This window comes from Janthinobacterium salmonicoloratum (genome assembly GCF_051380845.1).
Classification (GTDB): domain Bacteria; phylum Pseudomonadota; class Gammaproteobacteria; order Burkholderiales; family Burkholderiaceae_D; genus Janthinobacterium; species Janthinobacterium lividum_F.
Map to the genome: position 1 here is coordinate 43,501 of NZ_JBNYXV010000010.1, position 25,439 is coordinate 68,939.

Below are 25,439 nucleotides of genomic sequence, written 5' to 3' on the forward strand. Positions count from 1 at the left end.
ATGAACACTCTCGACACCATCACCCACTTCATCAACGGCGCCAAAGTCGACACCCAGAGTGGCCGTTACGGCGATGTCTACAACCCCGCCATCGGCGAACCCGTCGCCCGGGTCGCGCTGGGTACCGTGGAAGACGTCGACGCTGCCGTGCAGGCGGCGGCCGCCGCCTTTCCCTCGTGGTCGGCCACGCCGCCCCTGACGCGCGCGCGTGTGCTGTTTCGCTACCTGCAGCTATGCCAGCAGCATACGGATGACTTTGCCGGCATGCTCACGCGCGAGCATGGCAAGACCTTTGCCGATGCCCAGGGTGAAGTGGCGCGCGGCATCGAGATGGTGGAATTTGCCGTCGGCATCCCGCAATTGCTGAAAGGCGAATTCACGGACCAGATTTCGCGCGGCATCGACGCCTGGTCCATGCGCCAGGCGCTGGGCGTGGTGGCCGGCATCACGCCATTCAATTTTCCCGTGATGGTGCCGATGTGGATGTTCCCCGTCGCCATCGCCTGCGGCAATACCTTCGTCTTGAAACCGTCCGAGCGCGATCCGTCGGCCTCCTTGCTGCACGCGAAATTGCTGAAAGAAGCTGGCTTGCCCGACGGCGTCTTCAACGTGGTACAGGGAGACAAGGTGACGGTCGACGCCTTGCTCGACCACCCCGTGGTGCAGGCGATCAGCTTTGTCGGTTCGACGCCGATCGCCGAATACATCTATGCGCGTGGCAGCGCCAGCGGCAAGCGCGTGCAAGCCTTGGGCGGCGCGAAGAATCACATGGTGGTGATGCCCGACGCGGACATGGACATGACGGTCGATGCGCTGATCGGCGCCGCCTACGGTTCGGCGGGCGAACGCTGCATGGCCATTTCCGTGGTCGTGGCCGTGGGCGATGCGGGCGACAAGTTGATCGACGCACTGGCAACGCGCACGGCTGCACTGAAAGTGCGCGACGGCATGGCTGATGGTGCGGAAATGGGACCGGTCGTGTCGCTGGCAGCCAAGCAGCGCATCGAAAAACTCATTGCCTCGGGCGTGGAGCAGGGCGCGACTTTGGTGGTCGATGGCCGCAACCATGTGGTGCCGGGCCGCGAGAACGGCTTCTTTGTCGGCGGTACCTTGTTCGACCATGTGACGCGCGACATGAGCATCTACAAGGAAGAGATTTTCGGTCCCGTGCTGTGCGTGCTGCGCTGTCCTGACGTGGTGCATGCGGTGGAGCTGATCAACGCCAACGAGTATGGCAACGGCGTGGCCATCTACACGCGCGACGGCGGCGTGGCGCGCGAATTCGTGCGACAGATCCAGGTCGGTATGGTGGGTGTCAACATCCCCTTGCCCGTGCCGATGGCCTTCAACAGCTTTGGCGGCTGGAAGCGCAGCATGTTCGGTGACCACCACGCGTATGGCCCCGAAGGTGTGCGCTTCTACACGCGCCACAAGGCCGTGATGCAGCGCTGGCCGAACACGGCAAGCGCTGGTGTGGAATTTGCTTTTCCACAGATGAAGTGACGGTTTTACACTAAATCCACCGCAGGCTCAAAGAAGGAAAACGCGATGATCGAGTCCCTCAACTATTTGCCGCATCCCGCCCTGCCCAACGAGGAATTGGCGGGCCATTTCACGGACCTGGCGCCGCCCCTGACGGCGCGCCAGGCGGCCATCGAGAGCGCCCGCTGCCTGTATTGCTACGACGCGCCGTGCAGCCGTATCTGTCCGTCGGAAATCGACGTGGCCAGCTTCATCCGCAACATCCACGACAAGAACATCAACGGCGCCGCCGCCGGCATCCTGAAGCAGAATATCCTGGGCGGCAGCTGCGCCCGCGTCTGCCCCACGGAAATCCTGTGTGAAGACGTCTGCGTGCGCAACCACGACGCGGAAGGTCAGCCGGTGAAAATCGGCCTCTTGCAGCGCTACGCCGTCGACCACATGCATTTCGCACAGCATCCGTTCAAGAGGGCGGCCGCCACCGGCAAGACGATAGCCATCGTCGGCGCGGGGCCGGCGGGACTGTCGTGCGCGCACCGCCTGGCCATGCTGGGCCACGACGTGGTGATCTTTGAAAAGGAAGGCAAGGCAGGCGGCTTGAATGAATACGGCATCGCCAAGTACAAGCTGACGGACGATTTCGCGCAAAAGGAAATCGACTTCCTGCTGCAGATAGGTGGCATCGAGATCCGATGTCGCCAGGTGCTGGGCGAGAACCTGCAGCTGCGCGATTTGCACGCGCAGTACGACGCCGTCTTCCTCGGCCTGGGCCTGGGAGCCAGCCGCAAGCTGGGCCTGACGGGAGAGGACGCGCCAGGCCTGCTGGCCGCCGTCGATTACATCAGCGCGCTGCGCCAGGCGGACGACCTGGCCGCGCTGCCTGTGCCCAAGCGCGCCATCGTCATCGGCGCCGGCAATACGGCCATCGACATGGCAGTGCAGGTCCAACGCCTGGGCGCCGAGGAAGTCACCCTCGTGTACCGGCGCGGCTTCGACGCCATGACGGCTACCCACCATGAACAGGACATCGCCAAGGCCAACCAGGTGCGCATGCTGACGTGGGCCCAGCCGCAGCAGGTGCTGCTCGATACTGCCGGCAAGGTGGTGGGCATGCGCTTCGAGAAAACGCGCATGCAGGGCACGCGCCTGGCGGGGACGGGCGAAACGTTCGACGTGGCGGCCGACGCCATCTTCAAGGCCATCGGCCAGAGCCTGGACACCGACGTGCTGCATGACCCGATGGCGTCGCTGTTGAAACGCGAAGGCGACAAGATCGCCGTCGATGCGGGCTTGCGCACGGTGCTGCCAGGGATTTACGCGGGCGGCGACTGCGTGGCGCCGGGGCAGGACTTGACGGTGCAAGCCGTCCAGCATGGCAAGCTGGCCGCACTGGCCATCCATGCCGACTTACTCACCAAACTGGAGGCTGCATAATGGCTGATCTCAGCATCGAATTTTGCGGCATCAAGGCGCCGAATCCCTTCTGGCTGGCATCCGCACCGCCGACCGACAAGGCCTATAACGTGATGCGCGCCTTCGAGGCTGGGTGGGGCGGCGTCGTGTGGAAAACACTGGGTGAAGACCCTGCGGCCGTCAACGTCTCGTCGCGTTATTCCGCCCTGTATGGCAAGAATCGCGAAGTAGTGGGCTTCAACAATATCGAACTCATTACCGACCGCTCGCTGGAGATCAACCTGCGCGAAATCACGCAGGTGAAAAAGGACTGGCCCGACCGCGCCATGATCGTCTCCCTGATGCTGCCCTGCGAAGAGCATTACTGGGCCGACATCCTGCCCAAGGTCGAGGCGACAGGGGCGGATGGCATCGAGCTCAATTTCGGCTGCCCGCACGGCATGCCGGAGCGGGGCATGGGCGCGGCCGTGGGCCAGGTGCCCGAGTATGTTCAGATGGTCACCGCCTGGTGCAAAAAGCACAGCGGTCTGCCCGTCATCGTCAAGCTCACGCCCAACATCACGGACGTGCGCATGCCGGCGCGCGCGGCCAAAGCGGGCGGCGCGGACGCCGTCTCGCTGATCAATACCATCAACTCGATCACCTCGCTGGACCTGGACCGCATGGTGGCGCTGCCCATCGTGGGCGGCGCCAGTACGCACGGCGGCTATTGCGGATCTGCCGTCAAGCCGATCGCCCTGAACATGGTGGCGGAAATCGCCCGCGATCCGCAGACGCGTGGTCTGCCCATTTCCGGCATCGGCGGCATCGGCAACTGGCGCGACGCGGCCGAATTCATCGCCCTGGGCGCCGGCTGCGTGCAGGTGTGCACGGCCGCCATGCTGCATGGTTTCCGCATCGTAGAGGAGATGAAGGATGGCCTGTCGCGCTGGATGGACGAGAAGGGCTACGAACGCATCAGCGACTTTTCCGGCAAGGCCGTGGCCAACACGACGGACTGGAAATACCTGGACATGAATTACCAGGTGATTGCGCACATCAACCAGGACGACTGCATCAAATGCGGCAAGTGCTATGTGGCTTGCGAAGACACGTCGCACCAGTCGATTGCGCAACTGATCGACGCCGCCGGCATGCGCACGTATGAGGTGATCAAAGAGGAATGCGTGGGCTGCAACCTGTGCGAAATCACCTGTCCGGTGCAGGGCTGCATCACGATGGTGCCGCAGACGACGGGCAAGCCATACATGAACTGGACGCAGGACCCACGCAACCCGCATGCGTTGGTGGAGACGGCATAGGGCACGCATCAAGGCATATATCTTGCGTGTGTTTATTTTATAAACAACGGCTGGCCTTTGCGGTAAGCTAGATTGACTTAAAAGTCGAGCCGTTTCTATAAAACCGATTCCCTCCCAACCGATGGAGCATACCTGTGAACCACGACTATTCAGGCAACACGCAACTCTGGAATGAAGACCTGGCGCCCACCACGGCGGCGCAGCGCACCTGGCGCTGGTACCACTTCGCCGCGCTGTGGGTCGGCATGGTGATGTGCATTCCCGCCTACACCCTGTCGGCCAGTCTGATCGACAGCGGCATGTCCGGTTACCAGGCCGTGCTCACGGTATTTCTCGCCAACGCCATCGTGCTCTTGCCCATGCTCCTGATTGGCCATGCGGGCACCAAGTACGGCATCCCGTATGCCGTGCTGGCGCGCGCCTCGTTCGGCACCATGGGCGCGCGCTTGCCGGCCCTGATGCGCGCCATCGTCGCCTGCGGCTGGTATGGCATCCAGACCTGGTTCGGCGGCCAGATGATATATACCCTGATGGGCGTGCTGATGGGCCATGAGCTGGGCGGCGAGAAGATCGCGGGCCTGGGCATCAACGGCAGCCAGTTGCTGTGCTTCCTGGCTTTCTGGGCCATCCAGTTCTATTACATCCTGCATGGCATGGAGTCGATCCGCAAGCTCGAAACCTATACGGCGCCCTTGAAAATCCTCATCTGCTTCGTGCTGCTGTACTGGGTGCACAGCAAGGCCGGCGGCGTGGCCAGCCTGCTGGACCAGCCATCGCAATTCATCCCGGGCGGTAAAAAGGCGGGCCAGTTCTGGAGCGTCTTCTGGCCATCGTTGACGGCCATGGTGGGATTCTGGGCCACCCTGGCATTGAACATCCCCGACTTCACGCGCTTCGCCAAGACCCAGCGCGACCAGGTGATCGGCCAGTCGATCGGCTTGCCGGTGCCCATGGGATTGCTGGCCATGCTGGCCGTGATCGTCACGGCCGGCTCCGTGGTCATGTATGGCAAGGCCATCTGGGACCCCGTCGACCTGGCCAGCCGCATGACGGGCGCCGCCGTGCTGATCGCCCTGATCATTCTGCTGATCGACACGGTCAGCGTCAACCTGGCGGCCAACCTGGTGGGTCCGGCGTACGACTTTTCCTCGTTGGCGCCGAAGCAGATTTCGTACAAGATGGGCGGCTACATCACGGCCTTCATCGCCATCGTCATGATGCCGTGGAAGGTGCTCGAATCGACGCAGGGCTATATCTTCACATGGCTGATCGGCTACTCGGCCTTGCTGGGCCCCATCGCCGGCATCCTCATCGTCGACTATTATTTTGTGCGCAAGACGCAGCTCGACGTCAGGCAGCTGTACCGTGACGACGGCGTCTACTCGTATGGCAATGGCTGGAACATGGCGGCGCTGATCGCCTTTGTCATCGCCGTGCTGCCGAATATCCCGGGCTTTTTGAACTCGGCCTTTCCCACGGCGTTTCCGGGCGTGGCCGAAGGCTTTAAAACCATCTACACCTACGCCTGGTTCGTGGGTGTGGCCATCGCCGCCGTCGTATACGGCGTCATGATGAAGGGTAAGGCCGTGGCGCACGTGCAGCAGGCGCCGCAGTCCTGATCTTTTCGAGAAGGAGACAAGATGACTACACTGATACGTGGCGGTACCGTCGTCAACGCCGACCGCGCTTTCCGCGCCGATGTGCTGATCGAGGGCGATACCATCGCCGCCGTCGGCGAGAACCTTTTGGCACCCGCCGGCGCCACCGTGATCGACGCGGGTGGCCTGTACGTGATGCCGGGCGGGATCGATACCCACACGCACATGAATTTACCCTTCATGGGCACCGTGACGTCGGACGATTTTTTCACGGGCACGGCGGCGGGACTGGCGGGCGGCACCACCACCATCATGGACTTCGTCATTCCTGCACCGAAGCAATCCTTGATCGAGGCCTATCACCAGTGGCGGGAATGGTCGGCGAAGGCGGCCGGCGACTATACCTTCCACGTGGCGATCACCTGGTGGAGCGAGCAAGTCCATGAAGAGATGGGCACCCTCGTGCGCGAGCATGGCGTGAACAGCTTCAAGCACTTCATGGCCTATAAAAACGCCATCATGGCCGACGATGAAACGCTGGTGAAAAGCTTTACCCGCTCGCTGGAACTGGGGGCGCTGCCCACCGTGCATGCGGAAAACGGCGAGCTGGTTTTTCAATTGCAGCAAGCCTTGCTGAAAAAAAGCATCACGGGTCCGCAGGCGCATCCCCTGTCGCGTCCGCCGGCCGTGGAGGCCGAGGCGGCCAACCGCGCCATTGCGATTGCCAATGTCCTCAATACCCCCGTATACATCGTGCACGTCTCGTGCGCGGAGTCGCTTGACGCCATCACGCGGGCGCGCGCCAACGGCCAGCGCGTGTATGGCGAAGCGCTGGCGGGCCACCTGGTGATCGACGACAGCGTCTACCAGGGCGATGATTTCGATTATGTGGCGGGCCACGTCATGAGCCCGCCGTTCCGCGGCAAGCACCATCAGGCGGCCTTGTGGCATGGCCTGCAAAGCGGCAACCTGCACACGACGGCCACCGACCACTGCACCTTTTGCGCCGAGCAGAAGGCGGCCGGCAAGGATGACTTCACGCGCATCCCGAACGGTTGTGGCGGCGTCGAGGAACGCATGGCCGTCGTCTGGGACGCTGGCGTCAATTCCGGCATGCTGACGCCCTCCGAATTCGTCAAGGTCTCGTCGACCAATGCGGCGCAAATCTTCAATATGTATCCGCGCAAGGGTGTCATCGCCGCAGGCAGCGATGCCGACATCGTGCTGTGGGATCCGCAAGGCACGCGCACCATTTCCGCCGCCACGCAGTTCGCCAGGGGAGGCTTCAACGTCTTCGAAGGACGCACCGTGCGCGGCATCCCCAGTACCACGATTGCCGCCGGCAAGGTGGTCTTCCACAAGGGCGAATTGACGGCCGTCGAAGGGGCGGGGCGCTATGTCGAGCGTCCGGCATTTTCCGCCGTCGCGCCATGAAAGGAGTGCAGCATGAATGAACTGAGGATCAACGGCGAACGCCTGTGGGCGGCCCTGATGGAACTGGCGCAGATCGGCGCGACAGTGAAGGGGGGCGTCAAGCGCCTGGCCCTGACGGACCTGGACAAGCAGGGGCGCGACCTGGTGGTGCGCTGGGGCCGGGAGGCGGGCATGAGCATCACCATCGACCAGATCGGCAATGTCTTCATGCGCCGCGACGGCACGGACAATACCTTGCCGCCCGTGATGACGGGCAGCCATATCGATACGCAACCCACGGGCGGCAAGTTCGACGGCAATTACGGCGTGCTGGCCGGCCTGGAAGTGGTGCGCACCCTGAATGATTTACAGATCAAGACGCAGGCGCCCATCGAGGTGGCGTTCTGGACCAACGAGGAAGGTTCGCGCTTCGTGCCCGTGATGATGGGTTCCGGCGTTTTTTGCGGCGCCTTCTCGCTCGAAACCGCCTACGCGGCCAAGGACACGGAGGGGAAAACGGTGGGTGAAGAGCTGGCGCGCATCGGCTACAAGGGCGAGCAGGTGCCGGGCGACCATCCCATTGGCGCTTACTTTGAAACGCATATCGAGCAGGGCCCCGTGCTGGAAGACGCCGACAAGGTGATCGGCGTGGTGCCTGCCGTGATGGGACTGTCGTGGTACGACTGCGTGGTGACGGGCATGGAAGCGCATGCGGGACCCACGCCCATGGGCCTGCGCAAGGATGCGCTGCAGGTGGCCACCAGCATCATGCAGGAGGTCGTCGCCATTGCCAACCGTTACCCGCCGTATGGACGCGGCACGGTGGGCATGGTGCAGGTCTTCCCGAACAGCCGCAACGTGATTCCCGGAGAGGTCAAGTTCAGCATCGACCTGCGCAATGTGAACGACGAACTGCTCAACACCATGCATGGCGAGATCACGGCCTTTATCGATGCCACGCGCACCGGTACGGGACTGGATATATCTCTTGAACGGGTTTCCTATTACCCGCCATGCCCGTTCCACCCCGATTGCGTGGGCGCCGTGCGCAACGCCACGGCAAAGCTGGGATACTCAGTGATGGACGTGGTGTCCGGCGCCGGCCACGACGCCATCTACGCGGCCCGGCTGGCGCCGGCCGGCATGATCTTCGTGCCGTGCAAGGACGGCATCAGCCACAATGAAATCGAAGACGCCAAGCCCGAGCACCTGGAAGCGGGATGTAACGTGCTGCTGCACGCGATGCTGGAGCGGGCGGTGGCTGTGTAACCTTATGGCTTGGGCTGGAAGTTGCGCAAAAACGCCAGCAGCGCGCGCGCCGCGATGTCGGCGTCGTCCGCCGTCATGGTTTCCAGCGGGTTGTGGCTGATGCCGCCATTGCCGCAGCGGGTAAACAGCATGGCCACGTCGGTGATGGCGGCCATGGCCATGGCATCGTGGCCGGCGCCCGATAGCAGCGCATACGGTGCTATGCCCACGGATTCCACGGCCTGCGCCAGCTGCGCCATCAGCCATGGCGCGCACGGCGCCGCACGCGCCGACAGCAGCAGCTCTAGCTGATAGTCGATCTGGCGCCGCGCGCAGATGGCGGCGATGCCGTCGAGAATATCGTCAACGGCAGCCTGGCGTACAGCATCGCTGGCGGCGCGGATGTCGAGCGACAGGATGCAGGCGCCGGCGATCACGTTGACGGAACCGTTGGGCACGTGCAGCTGCCCCACGGTGCCCACCAGCGCTTCGCCATGGTTGCAGCGCTGTTCCACCAGCAGGATGATTTCGGCCGCCGCGCTGGCCGCGTCCTTGCGCATGGTCATGGGCGTGGTGCCTGCGTGGCTGGCCACGCCGCCAAGATTGACCAGGTAGCGCGAGCTGCCGGCAATCGCCGTGACGATCCCCAGCGGCAGGTCGCGCTCCAGCAGCACGGGGCCTTGTTCGATATGCACTTCCACATAGCCGAGCAAATCTGCCGGATCGCGCGCGATGGCGCCGATGGCGCTCGCCTCGTGCCCGGCGGCGGCCAGCGCGTCCCGCATGCTCACGCCATCCGCATCGAGTTGCTCCAGCAGCGACACGTCGAACTTGCCCGTGACGGCCGTGCTGCCCAAAAACGTGCTCTTGAAACGCACGCCTTCCTCCTCGGCGAAGCCGACAATCTCGACGTGGAAGGGCAGCTTTTCACCCCGCTCATGCAGATGGCGCACGACGGCGATCGGCAGCACGATGCCCAGCCGGCCGTCGTACTTGCCGCCGTTGCGCACCGTGTCGTAATGCGATCCCGTCATCAGCGTCTTTGCGCCTGGCGCGTCGGACAGATAGCGGCCGACCACATTGCCGACGGCGTCGATGTGCACCTGCATGCCAGCCTCCCGCATCCAGTTGGCCAGCTGCGCTGCCGTTTTCTGGTGCGCCGGCGTCAGGTAGGCGCAGGTCAGGTTGTAGTCGCTGTCGCTCCAGCCGGCCAGGGTTTCCGCCTGCTGCATGATGGCCGGGCCGAAGTCCAGGCGCACGTCGAACAGGTCGTTCAGGCGCAGTTCGGCGATGCGCTTGATCTGCCGCAGCGATTCGGCCAGTTCATCGGCATGGCGGTTTTTCAGGCGCCGCGCAAACGTGGCGATGATGTCCAGGCGCGTCAAGCCATCGCCCGTCGGACCCTTGACGGCCAGGATGAAGGGAAAGCCGAACTTGGCGTTGTACTCGCTATTCAGGCGCTGCAGGGAGGCGAATTCGTCGGCACTGCACAGGTTCAGGCCGGACTTGGCCTGCTCGCGCGTCGACTCCGCCGTCAACTGGCCCGCGATGGCGGCCTTGCCGGCCAGCTCGGGGTGGGCGCGTATCAGCCCCAGCTGCTCTTCGGGCGAGGCCTGCGCCAGCACGCGCTGCAGTTCCGTCTTGAGTGCCGCCAGGCTGGTGAATGGCCGGGCGGACGCCGCGCGCTGGGCGATCCAGGGCGAATGTTCGTAGATGCCGTGCAGGTGGGCGATAAAATCGGCCTGGCTGCCGGCGTTCAGGTCTGAAAGGGTGGTCATGGTTTTCCGATCATGCAAGCGGTGATGATAGCGCTCCGTTCCTGTCTCCATTATATGCGCGTGCTGATAGCGGCTATCGCTGCACCAGCGCCTTGGCCGCGGCGCTGACCTGGTCGCGCAGCCATTTGTGCTCGGGCGCCTGGTGCACGCGCTGGTGCCACAACTGGTAAAAACGCATGGGCGGGAATTTCAAGGGCACGGTATACGTTTTCAGCGGCAGGGTCTTTTCATAGAAGCGCATGAATTGCCGGCCCGTGGTGAGCACCAGATCCGTCTGCGTCAGCATGTAGGGGATCAGGCCGAAATACGCCGATTCCACCACCACGTTGCGTTGCAGGTTTTGCCGTTCGAGGAAGGAATCGATCACGCCGTGGTAGCCGGGCATCATCTGCGACGGCGCCACGTGAGGCAGACTCAGATAATCGTCGAGTGTCATGGCGTCGCTGGCCGTGCGCCGCGCATAGGCGTTTTCCGCATGCATGGCGCAGATGATGGGGTCTTCAAACAGTTTCGAGATATGCAGATGCGCGGGCGGCTCGTCCCAGTTGGCGATGACCAGGTCCAGGCCTCCATCGGAGAGTTGGCGGATATGGTCGATGCCCGGCCCCAGGCTGTGCAGCACGACGCGGCTTTTCGGCGAACCGCGGCGCAGCAGGGCTACCACGTTGGGCAGGAACTGGCTGTCCAGGTAGTCGGGCGCAGCGATATGGAAGGTACGCGCCTCTTCCTGCGCCACGAACGGCGTCTTCTTGACGAACAGGCTCTCCGTCTGGTCGAGGATGCGCTTGGCCGGATTGAGCAGGCTTTCGCCATGCTGGGTCGGCACCATGCCGCGCGCGCCGCGCACCAGCAGCGGGTCGCCCGTCAATTCGCGCAGCTTGCGCAAGGAGGCGGAAATCGAAGGCTGCGGCTGATTGAGTTTCAGTGCCACGCGCGAGACATTTTTTTCCACCAGCAGCAGGTAGAGGATGCGGATCAGGTGCAGGTCGAGGTGTTGCGGCAGGCTGGACATGTGGCGGCGGCTCTGTTGTATATTGATTTGAATATGTCAAATATACGATATTTTTCATGTGATGGGCGGTAAATCCGTTTATCTTGTGTAGATTGGCACGAATATTGGTTCGGTCTGACTAGAGGAAATTTATGGAAGTATTTGCCTACCTGATCCCGTACGGCCTGGAGTGGCTGAACCTGATCGTCCGCTGGCTGCACGTCATCACGGGCATCGCCTGGATCGGTGCTTCCTTTTATTTCGTCTGGCTCGACAACTCGATACGCCCGCCCGCGCCCGGCTCCGAACTGGCGCAGAAGGGCGTGGCGGGAGAATTGTGGGCCGTGCACGGCGGCGGCTTTTATAACCCGCAAAAATACCTGGTGGCGCCCGCCGAATTGCCGAAGGAACTGCACTGGTTCAAGTGGGAAGCATATTCGACCTGGCTGTCCGGTTTCGCGCTGCTCACCATTGCCTATTATTTCAATGCCCAGGCCATGATGATCGACAAAGCCGTGGCGGATATTTCCAGCGGCCAGGCCATCGGCATCGGCATCGCCACGCTCGTCATCGGCTGGACCGTGTACGACCTGCTGTGCCGTTCCCCGCTGGCCAAACATGAACTGTGGTTCGGCGTGACGGTGTTCGCGCTGATCGTCGGTGCCGCCTACGTGCTCACGCATGTGTTGAGCGGACGCGCCGCCTATATCCACGTGGGTGCCATGATCGGCACCATCATGGTGGCCAATGTGCTGATGCTGATCATTCCCGGCCAGCGCAAGATGGTCGAAGCCATGGCGGCTGGCAAGCTGCCCGATCCCAAGCACGGCTTGAAGGCCAAGCAGCGCAGTGTGCATAACAATTATTTTACCTTGCCCGTGCTGTTCATCATGATCAGCAACCACTACGCGATGACCTACCGCAACGATCACGCCTGGCTGGTGCTGGCGCTGATCATGGCGGCCGGCGTCTTCATTCGCCACTTCTTCAACCTGCGCCACAAGGGCAGGGTGGAGTGGCGCTACCCGGCCATCGGCGTGGCTTTGCTGGTGGCCGTGGCCGTGGCCATCGCGCCGAAAGCGCCCGTGGCGGCGGCACCTGCGTTGAACCCTGCCGCGCAATTCAAGAGCGTGCATGCCATCATCGCCCAGCGCTGCGCCACCTGCCATTCGGCCCAGCCCACGCAACCGGGTTTCGCCACGGCGCCGGCCGGCATGATGCTGGATAATGAAACGGAAATCCGCCAGCATGCGGCGCAAATCTACAAGCAGGCCATCGAGCTTAAAGCCATGCCGATCGGCAACCTGACCAATATGACGGAGGCCGAGCGCAGCGAATTGGGCGCCTGGCTGCAACAGACCATGCAAGGAGCAAAATGACAACGCACGCGGAACGAATCACGGCCTGGATCGACGAACACTTCGATGAAGAAGTCGCATTTTTACAGAAGGTGGTGCAGCAGCCGACGGATACGCCGCCCGGCAATAACGCGCCGCATGCGGAACTGGTGGCGCAGTTGCTGCAGGCGTATGGCTGGAACGCCGAAAAGCATGCGGTGCCTGCGGACCAGGTGGTGGCATATGGCATGCAAAGCATCACCAACCTGATCTTGCGCCGCCCGTATGCTGCCGGCGGGCCGACCGTGGCCCTGAATGCGCATGGCGACGTGGTGCCACCCGGCGACAACTGGACGTTTCCGCCGTATGGCGGCCAGATCGACGGTGGTTACATGTATGGCCGAGCGACGGCCGTCTCGAAAGGTGATTTCGCCACCTATGTGTTTGCCGCGCGCGCGCTGGAGGCACTGGGCATTCCGCTAAAAGGCCAGCTGGAACTGCATTTTACCTACGACGAGGAATTCGGCGGTTTGCTGGGGCCGGGCTGGCTGCTGGAACAGCAACTGACGAAGCCCGATTTCGTCATCGCCGCCGGTTTCAGCTATGGCATCGTCACGGCGCACAACGCCTGCCTGCAGCTGGAAATCACCGTGCACGGCAAGTCGGGCCACGGCTCCATGCCGGAGACGGGGCATGACGCCCTGCAGGCGGCCAACAAGATCCTCAACGCCATCTACGGCCAGTTGCCGGAGCTGAAAAAGATTAAATCCAAGGTGGCCGGCATCGACTCGCCCACCATGCTGGTGGGCCGCATCGATGGCGGCACGAATACCAATGTGGTGCCGGGCAAGGTCGTCATGAAGATGGACCGCCGCATGATTCCGGAAGAAGATCCGGTGGCGGTGGAGGCGCAGGTGCGCGCGCTGATCGAAGACGCCGTGCGCGGCGAGCCTGGCATCCGCATCGAGATTCGCCGCCTGCTGTTGTCGCACGCGCTGCGGCCCTTGCCCGGTTCCGAGCAGCTGGTCGGCAGTCTGCAGAAAAACGCGCAAGCCATCCTCGGCGAAACGATTCCCGCCGTCGGCACGCCCCTGTATGCGGATGCGCGCCTGTATGGCGAACGGGGCATCCCGGCCGTGCTGTATGGCGCCGGTCCGCGCACGGTGCCCGAATCGAATGCGAAGAAGGCCGATGAACGCCTGGCGCTCGATGATTTGCGCAAGGCCAGCAAGATCGTCGCCCTGACCCTGCTGGACTTCCTGGGGCAGACGTAGGGCAGGAATTAAGGCAAGGAATAGGGCAGAGCGCTTTGGCTTACAATGGGGCGGACATTCAACTTGTGAAGAAGAGCCCCATTGAATACCCGTTTTCTCGAAGCGTTTGTCTGGGCTGCGCGGCTGGGCAGCTTCCGCACGGCGGCTGACAAGCTGCACATCACGCAAGCTGCCATTTCGAACCGCATCGCCTCGCTGGAGCAGGATTTCGGCACGCGTCTGTTTGACCGCGACGCGCGTGAAATCCGCCTGACTTTCGCCGGGCGCAACCTGCTCGTGTACGCCGAACGCATGCTGGAACTGTGCCGCGACATGTATGCGGCCAATTCCTCGCCCGCGCAGATCACGGGTGAGGTGCGCATCGGCGTCATCGAAACCATCGTGCATACCTGGCTGATTCCCTTCCTGCAGCGGGTGCAGGAACGCTATCCGGGCATCGAGATTCAATTGACCTCCGAATCGACGCGTCGCCTGCACGAACAGCTGCAGCAGGGCGAGCTCGATATCGCGCTGCAGACGGACATGCTGACGGGCGACCATATCCGCAGCACGGGCAGCGGCGCCATCGCCATGGGCTGGGCGGGCAGAAAGGCCGACTGGCCCGATACGGGCACGCCGTTCACGGTGGCGCAACTGGCGCAGCACCCGATCATCACCATGAACCGTGGCTCGCAGCCGCATTCCGCATTGAAGGCGCTGTGCCAGGATGAGGGCGTGCAGCTGGGGCGCGTGCATTGCGTCAGCTCGATTTCCGCCATCGTGCGCCTGGTAAAGGCCGGCTTCGGCATCGCCGTGCTGCCGCTGGCGCCCCTGCGTGAGGAAATCGAGCAGGGCAACATCGCCCTGATTCCCTGCGCCAGCGCCCTGGCGCCGCAGCGCATCGTCATCAGCTACAGCGAAGACATCACCACGGAAGCGATCCAGCTGGTGGCGATGCTGGCGTGCGAAGAGGCGGCCAGGTTTACCCTGAGTTTGGGCGAGGAATATGGCGCCGGTGCGCGAGCGTGACAATTAAGTTGCTGTTATAAGTTGCTGCCACCGCGGCGACCCACAAGAAAAACTTATCAGTCGCGTTCAGAATAACCCGTTTGCCAAGTGATGGCGTGCCACCTATTCTGGGTTGGCACACCACCCATAACGCAGAACGGAACCATCATGACGACGTCCCCCACCTTGCCAGGCATCCTGTTTGTCTGGACCAGCGCCGACCCGGAACACGAACGCGATTTCAACCGCTGGTATGACCGCGAACATGTGGAAGAGCGCGTGCGCATTCCCGGCTTTGTCAGCGGCACGCGCTACCAGAGCGTGCGCGGTTCCCGCAAATACCTGGGCCTGTACCGCACCGTGTCGCTCGCCGCCTTCCAGACTCCCGACTACTTCAAGGCCTTCGGCCAGCAGACCCCATGGTCGGTGACGAATTTGCAGCGCATGGTGGACCCGATGCGCCGCGTTTGCGCCATCGAGGCGGAAACGGGCATGGGCACGGGCGCCTGGCTGGCCGTGCTGCGCCTGGGCGCGCCAGCCATCGGCCAGGACGCGCAAGCCGTGGCCGCCATGGCCACGCTGGGGGCGACATTGCTGCAGATCGACGGCGTCATTGCCACACGCTTGCTCACGCCAGACGCCAATCTGTCCGGCCCCCTGCCGGCGGAGCAGAAGGAGGGCCGCGTGCTCGATCCGATTTTCCTGATCGACGCGTCGTCGGAAAGCGCCGCCATGGCGGCCGCCGATGCGGCCAGCGCGGCGCTGGGCCTCGACGGTGAACAGGCGGCCATCCTGCAGCTGTCCTGGCAACTGCGCGAGGCTGACTTGCACGCCGCCTGACGCGTCCGCGCGCATCTTGCCGGCACTGATAACACGAGACACGGGCCACGGCGCAGGGCAAAGCATCCTGCGGCGGACCTGCAATAAAACTGACGAGAGAGGTAGGCAATGAGCACATATACAACGGCAAACGCTGCGCATCCGGCGGCCCAAGCTCCGGGCGAGAAGGCCACGACGGCCAAGACGGGCCGCCTGGCCACGGCCAGCATGGTCGGCACGACCCTGGAATGGTATGACTTCACCGTCTACAACACCATGGCCGCGCTGATCTTCAATCATCTGTTCTTTCCCTCATTCGACCCGCTGACGGGCACCATCCTGGCCTTTTCCACGTATGCCGTAGGCTATATCTCGCGCCCCATCGGCGGGGTGATCTTCGGTCACCTGGGCGACAAGCTGGGACGCCGCTGGGTACTCGTCGTGACCCTGATGCTGATGGGGGTGACGACGGGCCTGATGGGCCTCTTGCCCACCTACGCGACGGCCGGCATCTGGAGTCCCATCCTGCTGGTGGCGCTGCGCTTCGTGCAGGGCATCGCGCTCGGTGGCGAATGGGCGGGCGCCGTGCTGATCTCCGTCGAACACGGCGCGCCGGACAAGCGGGGACGCAACGCTTCGTGGACGCAGGTGGGACCGTCGTTCGGCACCTTGCTGGCGACGGGCTGCATCGGCCTGATCACCTATCTGCTGCCGCATGAAGCCTTCATGGACTGGGGCTGGCGCATGCCATTCATCGCCAGCCTGCTGCTGGTGGCCTTCGGCATGTGGATACGCAGCGGCATCGAGGAAACCCCGCTGTTCAAGGAACTTGACCAGCAGGATGCGAAGGCGGAAGCGCCGATCGGCGACGTGCTGCGCATCTACTGGCGCCGCCTGCTGATCGCCGGCGGCGTGCGCATCGGCTCGGACGTGCTGTATGCGCTGGTGGTGGTATTCACCCTGACGTATGTGACGACGGTGCTGCACCTGTCGTCGACCCTGGCGCTAACCGCTATCATGATCGGCACGGCCTGCAATGCGCTGTCGGTGCCCGTGTTTGGCGCCCTGTCGGACAAGATCGGCCGCCGTCCCGTGTATGCGCTGGGCGCCATCCTCGGCCTGGTGTGGGCGTTTGCCTTCTTCACCTTGTTGGATACGGCCAGCCCCGCCGCCATCGTCACGGCGGTTGTCGTGGGCCTGCTCATCCACGCCATCATGTATGGCCCGCAAGCGGCCTTCGTCATCGAGCAATTCCCTACCAAGGTGCGCTATGCGGGGTCTTCGCTGGCCTACACCCTGGCTGGTGTCATCGGCGGCGGCTTCGCGCCCCTCGTCATCGCCAGCCTGTATCGCTCATACAACAGCACCATGGCCGTCTCGCTGTATGTGGCGGCGGCCTTGCTGATCACCGGCGCCGCCGTCTTCGCGGCCAGAGAAACGGGCCGCGGCCCTCTTGAGGAATAACATCATGACGACATTAAGTTTTCAACTGGCAGGCCACGGCCCCGTCACCTTCGACATCGAGCACCTGATCATCGCCGGCTGGACGGGCCGCGACATGGCCATGGTCGAGCACCATATCGCCGAACTGGAAGCCATCGGCGTGGCGCGCCCCCAAAATGTGCCGACGTTCTACCGCGTGGCGGCAGCGCTGCTGTCGAGCGATGCCGCCATCGAAGTACCGGGCCGCGATTCCTCGGGCGAAGCGGAATTTGTGCTGTTTTCCACGCAATATGGCCTGCTGGTGGGGATCGGTTCCGACCATACGGACCGCAAGGTGGAAAGCTATGGCGTGACAGTGTCCAAGCAGATGTGCGGCAAGCCCGTGGGCGATACCTTGTGGCGCTATGCTGACGTGGCCGGCCACTGGGACCAGTTGCAGATGCGCTCGTGGCGCGAACGGGCCGGCGTGCCCGCCCTGTACCAGGACGGCCCCGTGACGCGCATGCTGTCGCCGGAAGACCTGATTCAGCGCTACACGGGGCAGGCGACCCTGCCCGTGGGCAGCGCCATGTTCTGCGGCACGCAGCCGATCATCGGCGAGATGGGCCATGGCGACGCCTTTGAGCTGGAGCTGTATGATCCTGCCTTGCAGCGCCGCCTGCAGCACCGCTATGCCGTGCAAACCCTGCCCGTGGAAGGATAAGAGAATGACCGAGTTGACCAAGACCATTCGCGAACTGGCGGCCGACCTGGCTGCTGGCCGCATCACCAGCGTGCAGCTGACAGAGCAGATGCTGGCGCGCGCCGAGGCGCACCGGGCGCAGGGCGGCCATGCTTATGTCAGCCTCGACGGTGAACAGGCGCTGGCCGAGGCACGCGCCAGCGATGCGGCGCGCGCGGCCGGTATCGTTGCCTCGCCCCTGGCCGGCGTGCCCATCTCGATCAAGGACCTGTTCGACGTCAGGGGGCAGGTCAGCAGCGGCGCCTCGCTGGCGCTGGCCGACGCGCCGCCCGCCGTGGCCGATGCGGGCGCCGTGGCGCGCCTGCGCGCGGCCGGCGCCATCCTGCTGGGACGCACCAACATGAGCGAGTTCGCATTTTCCGGCCTGGGCTTGAATCCTCATTACGGCACGCCGCGCAATCCGCACGACCGCGCGCGCGTGGCTGGCGGTTCCACCTCGGGCGGTGCCGTGACGGTGGCGTTGACGATGGCGGCCGGCGCGCTGGGCACGGACACGGGCGGCTCGATCCGCATCCCGTCCGCCTTTTGCGGCCTGACGGGCTTCAAGCCGACGGCGGCTTCCGTGTCGCTGGCCGGCACGGTGCCCCTGTCGCGCTCCCTCGACTCGGCCGGGCCCATCGCGCACAGCGTCGATTGCTGCGCCATTTTGTACGCAGCGCTGTCGGGCCATGACATCGGCGCGCAGGCGCCAGCACTGAAAGGTTTGCGCTTCGGATTTACCCTTGACTACGTCGGTACGCACGTGGCGCCGCAGGTGCAGCAGGCTTTTGACGCCGCACTGGACAAGCTGCGGCAAGCCGGCGCGCAGGTGGAACAGTTTGATTTCCCCGAATTGCTGGAACTGCCGACGATTAATGGTGGCGGCGGCCTGGTGGCGGCGGAAGCCTGGCACTGGCACAGGGTGCTGCTTGAAGAAAAGGGCGCGCAGTACGACCAGCGCGTGGCGGCGCGCATTCGCCGCGGCCAGCAGCAAGGCGCGGCCGACTACATCGACTTGCTCGATGCGCGTGCGCGCCTGATCGCCATCGCCCGGCGGCGCCTGGCGCCATTCGATGCCTGGCTGATGCCCAGCGTGGCTATTCTGGCGCCGGAAGTCGCGCCCCTGGATGCGGACGACGCCACTTTTTTTGCCACGAATGGCCTGGTGTTGCGTAACGCCAGCGTGATCAACTTCCTCGACGGCTGCGCGCTGTCGCTGCCTTGCCATGCCGAGGGCGAACTGCCGGTGGGGTTGGGCATTTGCGGTCTGGCTGGCGCGGATGAAAGAGTGCTGCAAATTGGCCGGGCGGTCGAGACATTGTTAGGCGCACAACAATAAATAGTGCTGAGGTGCAGGAAAATGCCAACTCTGTAATATGATGGCTGGCATTGACATGGGATAGTCGCGCTTCGGGCGCTGGCAAACTTCACACTGTGCACCGATACAACCTGATTAGCTGTCATGACTGCGGCGTGCTGTACCGCAAACGTCCGCTGCGTCCACGCGAAAAGGCGCGCTGCATCCGTTGCCGCTCGGTGCTGTACCGGGGCGCCCACGCGCGTGGCGCATCGGCGGAATTGACCAAGGTGGTGGCGCTGACCCTGGGCGCCGCCTTGGTCTTCCTGATCGCCCAGTTTTTCCCCATCGTCGAACTCGACGTCAATGGCCTCACTTCCAGCGCCACCTTGCTTGGTTCCATCCGCGTGCTGTGGTCCGAGCAGATGCACATCGTGGCGACGATGGTCTTCCTGTTTACCATTCTCTTTCCCGCCATCGAACTCGGTTCGCTGCTGTATGTGGCGCTGGGTTTGCGCGGCGGCGTCAAGGTGCCGGGTTTCAACCGCGTGCTGCGCGCCGTGCAGACGGCGCGCGAATGGGGCATGACGGAGGTGCTGATGATCGGCATCCTGATCACCGTCGTCAAGATGACCAGCCTGGCCACGGTGTTGCCGCAACCGGGGCTGTTCGCGTTTGGCGCGCTGACCCTGATGCTGGCCATCGTCGTTTCGTTCGACCCGAAGGCCCTGTGGAACCTGGGTGACGACCTGACCCGGCAAGCGCTGCCCGGCATCCGCTACAAGGCCTTCGCACCGGGCGAGAAGGTGTTACCCTGCCATGCCTGCGGCCTGGTGGCGCCGCCCCTGGGCAAGGGCAGGCACCTGGCTTGCGTGCGCTGCGGCACGGCCCTGCACGTGCGCAAGCCGGACAGCATCAACCGCACCTGGGCCTTGCTGATCGCCGCCATGATCCTCTACATTCCCGCCAACCTGCTGCCCGTGATGGTGACGTATTCCTTGTTTGGCGCACAAAACGACACCATCATGAGCGGCGTCGTGCTGTTCTGGACCAGCGGCTCGAAGGGCCTGGCCATCATCATTTTCATCGCCAGCGTGGTCGTGCCCATGCTCAAGCTGGGCGTGCTGGCGCTGCTGGCCTTCACCGCGCAGCGGCGTTCGCGCTGGCGGCCGCGCCAGCGCACCATTTTGTACCGCATGGTCGAATTCATCGGCCGCTGGTCCATGCTCGACATCTTCGTCGTCACCCTGACGGTGGCGCTGGTGCGCTTCAAGTCGCTGGCCGTGATCACGGCCGGTCCCGGCGCGCTGGCCTTTGGCGCCGTGGTGGTGCTGACCATGCTGGCGGCGATGCAGTTCGACCCGCGCCTGATCTGGGACCCCGTCGACGGGCAGGTGCCTGGCGAGGAAGAACCCGTGGTGGTGACAAATACCGGAAACAATACAGTGATTGGAGAACAGCATGTCTGACAAAGAAGCAGGCGACCTTGCCGAAACGGTTGGCCGTCCATTGCCGGAACCCGATGTGGAACAGGGCAGCCGCTGGCTGCCATCGCTGGTATGGCTTATTCCGCTGCTGGCCGCGCTGATCGGCGCCGGCCTGGCCGCCAAGTCCATCCTCGACCAGGGCCCCACGGTGACGGTCAGCTTCAAGAGCGCCGAAGGCCTGGAGCCGGGCAAGACCAAGGTCAAGTACAAGGATGTCGACATCGGCCAGGTGCGCGCCATCACCCTGGGCGACGACTTGACCAAGGTGCTGGTGACGATCGACATGAGTAAGGAAGCGCGGCGCTTCGCCACCGCCGATTCGCGCTTCTGGGTAGTGCGCCCGCAAATCGGCGCTAGCGGCGTGACGGGCCTGGGCACCTTGCTGTCGGGCGCCTACATCGGCGTCGATACGGGCAAGTCGGAGCAGAAGAAGGACAACTTCGTCGGCATGGAAAATCCGCCCGCTGTGGCGGGCGACCAGAAGGGCAAGCTGTACACCCTGCATGCGGACAGCCTCGGCTCCGTAGATGTGGGTTCGCCCCTGTTCTTCCACCGCCTGCGGGTGGGCAAGGTGGTCAGTTTCGCGCTGGACAAGGATGGCAACGGCATCACCATGTCGGTGTTCGTGAACGCGCCGTATGACCAGTTTGTCGGCAAGAATGCGCGCTGGTGGCATGCCAGCGGCGTCGATGTGCGCCTCGATTCCAACGGCTTCAAACTGAACACGCAGTCGCTGGCCGCCATGCTGGTGGGCGGTATCGCCTTCGAGGCGGAAAATGGCCGCAAGCCGGAAGACCCGGCGCCGGCTGGCACCACTTACCGGCTGGCGGCCGACGAGGCCAGCGCCATGCGCGAGCCCGATGGTGAGGCCATTACCACCGTATTCTATTTCGACCAGTCCCTGCGTGGCTTGCAGCCCGGCGCCACGGTGGACTTCCGCGGCATCGTGCTGGGCGAAGTGCGCTCGGTGGGTATCGAATTCGACCCCGTGAAGAAGAACTTCCGCATGCCGGTCACCGTCAATCTGTATCCGGCCCGCCTGGGCATGCGCTTCAAGGCGGCCGTCGACGATGCGGAAGGCTCGGCCGGCCACCAGGTGCTCGAACGCATGGTCAGCCGCGGTTTGCGCGCCCAGCTGCGCACTGGCAACCTGCTCACCAGCCAGCTGTACATCGCGCTGGACTTCTTCCCGAAAGCACCGAAGGTGGCGCTGGACTTGAACAGGTATCCGCTGGAAGTGCCGACCGTGCCCAATACCCTCGATGAATTGCAGACGCAGATCGCCAGCATTGCCCGCAAGCTCGATCAGGTGCCATACGCGGAGATCGGCAACAACCTGAACGCCACCATCAAGCAGGCCAATACCCTGTTCAAGCAGCTCGATGGCCAGGTGGTGCCGGAAATGCGCGATACCCTGACGGCGGCGAAACAGACCTTCGGCACGGCCGAACAGGTGCTGCAAAAGGATTCGCCGCTGCAGTCGGACGTGCGCCAGGCCTTGCAGCAACTGACGCAAACCCTGCAATCGCTGAACGCGCTGTCGGATTACCTGGAGCGTCACCCAGAGTCCCTGATCCGCGGTAAAAAAGGAGATGAAAAAAAATGAGGAAGCCAATTTTTGCGCTATTGATGGCAGCCAGCCTGCTGTGCGCCTGCTCCACGCCCCAGCCCGAGCATTTTTATACGCTCAGCGGCGGCGCCGACGCGCAGCCGGCCAAACCCGTGAAATACTATGTCGAGGTGCTGGCCGTCAGCGTGCCGCAGCAGGTGAGCCGCAACCAGTTTGTCGTGACGGCGCCATCGGGCCGCATCGAATTGCTGGAGCAGCAGCGCTGGGCGGGGCCGCTGGCCGGCGAGATCGGACAGGCCCTGTCGACGGCCGTGACGAACGACCTGGGCGCAATCGATGTGTTCCGCACGCCGCACCCGGACAACCTGCCCGTGTACCGCATCAGCACCAATGTGCAGCGCTTTGAATCGGTGATGGGCCAGTATGCGCTGATCGATGCCGTGTGGAGCGTGCGCCAGCTGGCCAGCAGCAAGGTAGTCACTTGCCGTACGATAGCCAATGAAAAGGTGGGCGCGGGCTATGATGAACTGGTGCTCGGTCATCGCCGCGCCGTGAACCGCATCGCCGCTGATGCGGCGAGCGTGGTGCGCGCTTTTGACAACGGCAACGCCGCCTGCCCGGCCGCCTGAGCCGCTTTCCGCTACCCAGTCCCGTCGGCCGCTGGTAAAATGCGGCCATGGGAATGACCTTGTTCACGCGCCGCTTTGCCGCCTGGATCGCCTGTTTTGCGATCCTGCTGGCGGCGCTCGCGCCGTCGATTTCCCAGGCCGTCGCCAACGCCAAGCAGGAGTCTGGCTCCGGCTGGGCTGAAATCTGCTCGGTGGCCGGCATCCGATTCGTCCAGGTCGATGACGGCGCCGCCGACGGCAAGTCCGGCGGCAAGGCCATGCAGATGGAGCATTGCGCCTTCTGTTCCACGCATGCGGGTTCCGTCGGCTTGCCGCCGACCAGTCCCGTGCTGCCGCTGCCCGTCGCCAGCGGCACGGCCATTTTTCCGGCCCTGTACTACCAGTCCCCGTCACCTCTGTTCATCTGGTCCACCGCGCAATCGCGCGCGCCGCCCGCCCTCGTCTAAGTTTTTGCATTTTCAATGTTGGCGCTGTCCACCTTGCGGTGTGACGTGCCGCATCCGCACACTTATACGAGAATCACATGAACAAGAAATTATTGGTGCTGGCCGTCGCCATCACCCTGGCTTACCCTTGCGCGCAGGCGCAGCAACTTGACCAAACTGATCACGCCATCGACACCGTCGTCGTTTCCGGCTCACGCGCGCAATCGTGGCTGTCCGAGACGCCGCAGGCCATCGGCGTCGTCAATGCCAAAACCCTGGAACGCGACAAGCCCAAGACCATGGGCGATATCCTCAACCGCATCGCCGGCGTGTACTGGAATGACCTGGGCAACGAGCAGCACAGCATGAGCATACGCCAGCCCATCGGCACGAATGCCGTCTACCAGTACCTGGAAGACGGCATTCCCATCCGCCCGCTGGGTGTCTTCAACCATAACTCGCTTAACGAGATGAACATGGCGGGGGCCAGCGGCGTGGAAGTGGTGAAGGGCGCGGCGTCCTCGCTGTACGGCAGCAATGCCGTGGGCGGCGCCGTCAATTTCCTCACTGCCGGCGCCAGTGCGACGCCGACTGCCAAGGTCGGCGTGCGGCGCGATAACGTGGGCGGCTACACCCGCTATGACACCTCCGCCAGCGATACCTGGGGGCCGCTGGGACTGCGCTTTTCCCATTACAGTTCGCGCCGCTCGCGCGACAACTGGCAAGAATACAGCTACGGCGACAAGGATTCGTTTTCGCTGCGCGCCGACTATGCGCTCAGCCCCACCTCGCAGCTGCGTGCCACCCTCGTGCACACGGATCTCGATGCGGCCATGACGGGCAGCCTGTTTGAAGACGATTACCGCAATGCCCCGGGCAAGAGCCTGAATACTTTCACATACCGCAAGGACAAGACCACGCGCATGAACCTGGCGTGGGAGGGCGCGACGACGGCCAATGGCACGAGCACCATCACCGTGTTTACGCGCAAGAACGACCATGGGCAGATTCCCGCGTATTCCATAGGCAGTTGCGCGGGTCTGCTGTGCAAGGGCGTCATCAATAACAACCACGTCGATTCGCTGGGCCTGGACGTGAAGCACCAGCAGGAATTCGCCTGGCTGCGTTCGCGCTTGATCGCCGGTGTCTACGTGGACAAGAGCGACAATCCCTTTGTCAGCGGCAACCTGTCCATCGTGCGCGATGCCGCCACGGGCCGCTACCTGCGCTATACCCTGGCCAATGCGAGCAATCCGCAGGGCGTGCGCGACTACCAGACGGACATTCTGAACACGGCCGTTTTCGCGCAATGGGAATTCTCTCCGTTGGCGGGCACGCGCGTGGTGCTGGGCGGCCGTTCGGACGCCATCCGCTACGATTACCATAACAAGCTGGCGCCCGGCGGCAGTGTCAATTATGGCGCGCCCGACGAGTCGCGCAGTTTTTCGCACGTGAGCCCGAAGCTGGGCGCCACCTACGCCCTCGGTCATGCTGGCAGCGTGTATGCAAACGTCAGCCAGGGCTTCACACCGCCGGAAGTGAGCCAGCTATATGGCAAGACGGGCATCGCCGACCTGCAGCCGTCCGTCTACAACAACTATGAACTGGGCTTGCGCTGGGCCTTTTTGCAGGGCCGCTTGAAACTCGACACGGCCCTGTACCGGCTCGATGGACGCGACACCATCGTCAGCTACACGCTCTCGCCGGGCAACAGCGAAAACCGCAATGCGGGACGCACGCGCAGCGAAGGTTTGGAGCTGGGCCTGAACTACGACAGTGGCCCGTTCGACGCGCGCTTCGCCACGGCCATCGCGCGCCACCGCTACCTGCGCTACCAGCTTTCCAGTACCCTCGATTACAGCGGCCGCGCCATGCCGCAGGCGCCGCGCGACATCACCTCGATCGAGATCGGCTACAAGCCCGTGGCCGGCGCGCGTATCGCGCTCGAAGCCGTGCACCAGGGGCGCTACTGGATGAACAATGCCAACACGGTGGAGTACAAGGGCCACGCCTTGCTGAACCTGCGCGCTAGCTACCAAATCGCGCGCGGGCTGGAAGCGTGGGCGCAGGTGCGCAACCTGGCCGATAAACGCTATGCCGATTCGGCCAGCAGCAGTTATGCGGGCGTGGGCAGCTACGCGCCGAACAGCCAGAACCAGTACACGCCCGGTGCGCCGCGCAGCGTGATGCTGGGCCTGGGCTACACCTTCAACGCACTGTGAGGAT

General features: G+C 63.6%; 20 protein-coding genes. 18 read left to right on the plus strand and 2 right to left on the minus strand.

The window, feature by feature from the left end; all coding sequences use genetic code 11:
- The 6 genes from ACQ4WY_RS27405 (at position 1) to ACQ4WY_RS27430 (ending at position 8,476) form a co-directional block, all read left to right on the plus strand.
- Positions 1 to 1,503, plus strand: coding sequence for a CoA-acylating methylmalonate-semialdehyde dehydrogenase (locus ACQ4WY_RS27405; protein ID WP_436506805.1), 1,503 nt, complete (start codon positions 1 to 3; stop codon positions 1,501 to 1,503).
- Between the two features lie 45 nt (positions 1,504 to 1,548).
- Positions 1,549 to 2,916 (plus strand): NAD(P)-dependent oxidoreductase, encoded by a 1,368-nt coding sequence (locus ACQ4WY_RS27410; protein WP_436506806.1) that lies wholly within the window; start codon positions 1,549 to 1,551, stop codon positions 2,914 to 2,916.
- A complete protein-coding gene (preA, locus tag ACQ4WY_RS27415; RefSeq protein ID WP_436506807.1) occupies positions 2,916 to 4,196 on the plus strand; it encodes an NAD-dependent dihydropyrimidine dehydrogenase subunit PreA in 1,281 nt (426 codons plus the stop codon). The genes ACQ4WY_RS27410 and preA overlap by 1 nt, the downstream gene beginning before the upstream one ends.
- A gap of 134 nt (positions 4,197 to 4,330) precedes the next feature.
- Positions 4,331 to 5,815, plus strand: a complete 1,485-nt coding sequence (locus ACQ4WY_RS27420; protein ID WP_436506808.1) for an NCS1 family nucleobase:cation symporter-1 — start codon at positions 4,331 to 4,333, stop codon at positions 5,813 to 5,815.
- A gap of 21 nt (positions 5,816 to 5,836) precedes the next feature.
- The gene (gene hydA, locus ACQ4WY_RS27425; RefSeq protein WP_436506809.1) at positions 5,837 to 7,228 is read left to right on the plus strand and encodes a dihydropyrimidinase; all 1,392 of its coding nucleotides are present in this window, start codon (positions 5,837 to 5,839) and stop codon (positions 7,226 to 7,228) included.
- 12 nt (positions 7,229 to 7,240) lie between these two features.
- Positions 7,241 to 8,476 carry a Zn-dependent hydrolase gene (locus ACQ4WY_RS27430; RefSeq protein ID WP_436506810.1) on the plus strand — a complete coding sequence of 412 codons (1,236 nt, stop codon included), beginning with the start codon at positions 7,241 to 7,243 and terminating at the stop codon, positions 8,474 to 8,476.
- Positions 8,477 to 8,478: 2 nt separating this feature from the next.
- On the opposite strand, the gene ACQ4WY_RS27435 is transcribed toward ACQ4WY_RS27430, so the two are convergent.
- A complete protein-coding gene (locus ACQ4WY_RS27435) occupies positions 8,479 to 10,233 on the minus strand; it encodes an allantoate amidohydrolase (protein WP_436506811.1) in 1,755 nt (584 codons plus the stop codon).
- Positions 10,234 to 10,306: 73 nt separating this feature from the next.
- Entirely contained in the window at positions 10,307 to 11,245 is a 939-nt protein-coding gene (locus tag ACQ4WY_RS27440) for a LysR family transcriptional regulator (protein ID WP_034754583.1), read from the minus strand.
- A 131-nt stretch (positions 11,246 to 11,376) separates the two neighbouring features.
- On the opposite strand from ACQ4WY_RS27440, the gene ACQ4WY_RS27445 reads away from it, so the two are divergent.
- The 12 genes from ACQ4WY_RS27445 (at position 11,377) to ACQ4WY_RS27500 (ending at position 25,435) form a co-directional block, all read left to right on the plus strand.
- The gene (locus tag ACQ4WY_RS27445) at positions 11,377 to 12,603 is read left to right on the plus strand and encodes a urate hydroxylase PuuD (RefSeq protein ID WP_436506812.1); all 1,227 of its coding nucleotides are present in this window, start codon (positions 11,377 to 11,379) and stop codon (positions 12,601 to 12,603) included.
- Entirely contained in the window at positions 12,600 to 13,835 is a 1,236-nt protein-coding gene (locus ACQ4WY_RS27450; protein ID WP_436506813.1) for a M20/M25/M40 family metallo-hydrolase, read from the plus strand. The genes ACQ4WY_RS27445 and ACQ4WY_RS27450 overlap by 4 nt, the downstream gene beginning before the upstream one ends.
- 81 nt (positions 13,836 to 13,916) lie before the next feature.
- Complete coding sequence (locus ACQ4WY_RS27455) at positions 13,917 to 14,843, plus strand: LysR family transcriptional regulator (RefSeq protein WP_436506814.1); 927 nt, start codon at positions 13,917 to 13,919, stop codon at positions 14,841 to 14,843.
- A 147-nt stretch (positions 14,844 to 14,990) separates the two neighbouring features.
- Entirely contained in the window at positions 14,991 to 15,662 is a 672-nt protein-coding gene (locus ACQ4WY_RS27460; protein ID WP_436506815.1) for a hypothetical protein, read from the plus strand.
- Between the two features lie 108 nt (positions 15,663 to 15,770).
- Positions 15,771 to 17,105, plus strand: coding sequence for an MFS transporter (locus ACQ4WY_RS27465; RefSeq protein ID WP_436506816.1), 1,335 nt, complete (start codon positions 15,771 to 15,773; stop codon positions 17,103 to 17,105).
- 4 nt (positions 17,106 to 17,109) lie between these two features.
- Positions 17,110 to 17,787, plus strand: coding sequence for a DUF2848 domain-containing protein (locus tag ACQ4WY_RS27470; protein WP_436506817.1), 678 nt, complete (start codon positions 17,110 to 17,112; stop codon positions 17,785 to 17,787).
- A 4-nt stretch (positions 17,788 to 17,791) separates the two neighbouring features.
- Positions 17,792 to 19,144, plus strand: coding sequence for an amidase (locus ACQ4WY_RS27475; protein ID WP_436506818.1), 1,353 nt, complete (start codon positions 17,792 to 17,794; stop codon positions 19,142 to 19,144).
- 134 nt (positions 19,145 to 19,278) lie between these two features.
- Positions 19,279 to 20,571, plus strand: coding sequence for a paraquat-inducible protein A (locus ACQ4WY_RS27480; protein ID WP_436506819.1), 1,293 nt, complete (start codon positions 19,279 to 19,281; stop codon positions 20,569 to 20,571).
- On the plus strand, positions 20,564 to 22,195 hold the full coding sequence (locus tag ACQ4WY_RS27485; RefSeq protein WP_436506820.1) for a PqiB family protein: 1,632 nt from the start codon (positions 20,564 to 20,566) through the stop codon (positions 22,193 to 22,195). Before ACQ4WY_RS27480 ends, ACQ4WY_RS27485 begins: the two co-directional genes overlap by 8 nt.
- Positions 22,192 to 22,788: a PqiC family protein gene (locus tag ACQ4WY_RS27490; protein WP_436506821.1), complete on the plus strand. Its 597-nt coding sequence runs from the start codon at positions 22,192 to 22,194 to the stop codon at positions 22,786 to 22,788. Before ACQ4WY_RS27485 ends, ACQ4WY_RS27490 begins: the two co-directional genes overlap by 4 nt.
- Before the next feature lie 47 nt (positions 22,789 to 22,835).
- A complete protein-coding gene (locus ACQ4WY_RS27495) occupies positions 22,836 to 23,234 on the plus strand; it encodes a DUF2946 domain-containing protein (RefSeq protein WP_436506822.1) in 399 nt (132 codons plus the stop codon).
- Positions 23,235 to 23,311: 77 nt separating this feature from the next.
- Entirely contained in the window at positions 23,312 to 25,435 is a 2,124-nt protein-coding gene (locus ACQ4WY_RS27500) for a TonB-dependent receptor family protein (RefSeq protein ID WP_436506823.1), read from the plus strand.
- Positions 25,436 to 25,439 lie beyond the last annotated feature (4 nt).